The 1654-nt window shown below is 56.4% G+C and carries 1 protein-coding gene; it reads left to right on the top strand.

Features of this window, described 5'->3' with window-relative positions; genetic code table 11:
• The first annotated feature begins 63 nt into the window (after positions 1 to 63).
• Complete coding sequence (locus AC2YI2_RS34910; protein WP_487391106.1) at positions 64 to 1491, top strand: IS1182 family transposase; 1428 nt, start codon at positions 64 to 66, stop codon at positions 1489 to 1491.
• The last annotated feature ends 163 nt before the right edge of the window (positions 1492 to 1654 follow it).

Raw genomic sequence — 1654 nt, 5'->3', positions numbered from 1 at the left:
CCAGACCGTGTGGAAAGTCTGCCCACGGATTCCAAGGACTATGCTGTGATGGTATAATTCGTCATGGCACACATTTCAGGATCAGACCGGTCGCAAATGCTGCTTTTGCCGGAGGCGGTCGAAGATTATGTCGGGATGGACAACCCTGTCCGGTTTATCGACGCTTTCGTTGACGGACTGGATTTGAAGTGGGCAGGCTTTGTCCGTTCTGCTGCCAGGGAAACGGGTCGTCCCGGCTATAATCCGGCAGATCTTCTGAGGCTCTACATCTATGGCTATCTCAACCGGGTGCGATCAAGCCGCCGGCTGGAAACAGAGACACATCGCAACATTGAGGTGATCTGGCTGCTTCGGCATCTGAAGCCGGACTTCAAGACGATCGCCGATTTCCGCCGTGACAATCGAAAGGCCTTTCGACAGGTGTTCAGGGCATTTGTCACGCTTTGCCGGGAGCTTGACCTTTACGGGCGGGAGTTGGTCGCTGTCGATGGCACGAGAATCAAAGCAGTCAACAGTCGTGATCGCAATTTTACCGAAGCCAAGCTTGCGACCGCGCTATCTCAGAACGACGAGCGCCTGGAACGCTACCTCAAGCAGCTTGATGAAGCCGACCAGACGGACGAAGGCGGGCAGCAAACTCGGTCGGTCGAGAACCTGCAGCAGAAAATCGCGGCAATCCGAGAGCGGCGGGTCCACCTTGAGGAACACAGCAAAGCTCTTGCACAAAGCGGTGAAGGCCAAATTTCCCTGACAGATCCGGATAGTAGGGCAATGCACACCGGCGCGAGGGTTGGAGTGGGCTACAATATCCAGATCGCGGTCGATGCGAAGCATAAGCTGATCGCCGAGCAGCAGGTCCACAACAAAGTCAGCGATCTGGGTTTGTTGGCGCAGACAGCGGCAGCCGCGCGGGAGAACCTCGACGTCAGCCAACTCGATGCGGTCGCTGACAGAGGCTATTTCTCGATCACGGATATCGAGGCTTGCGAAGCGGTCGCCGTGGTGCCGTTCGTTCCAAAACCTGCCCGCAGTACAGCGGCACACAATGGCCATTTTCCCAAAGAGCAGTTCCGTTATGACAGTGAAGCTGATGTCTATCTCTGCCCCGCCGGCGAACGGCTATCGCCGCGATATTTCTCCAAGGACCAAGATCATCCGACCATAGCGTATTGCAATCGAGCAGCCTGTCGGAATTGCCAGCTGCGCGACAAGTGCACGAAGAGCGCTTACCGGCAGATTATCCGTTACCAGAATGAGGCCATTCTGGAGCGAATGGCAGAACGACTGGCGACCCGGCCGGAACTTCTCGATATCAGACGTGAGAGCGTCGAACATCCATTCGGCTCGATCAAGCAATGGATGAACCAAGGTGCGTTTCTGATGCGCCGGCTGGACAACGTTCGGGGCGAATTCAGCCTGACGGCGCTCGCCTATAATATCCGCAGGGCAATCACTCTCGTTGGCGTCCAGGGCCTGATCGCAGCAACCTGACCGAAACCGGGCAGCCAGCCTGATCCTACAGAAATCTATCTACGCCGTTTGCCCATCAAGGGCCGTCCAATCCTGCAGGGCTGTCAATCTGCACCTCAAGGGCGCTTGGTGAGGCTATCAATGTGCTCGAATGCCCGGCATTGAGGGTTTTCACACAGTCTGG

Source organism: Rhizobium sp. SRI_017 (assembly GCF_057586295.1).
The sequence above is the reverse complement of the archived record's forward strand: the minus strand, read 5'-3'. Positions and strand labels throughout refer to the sequence as shown.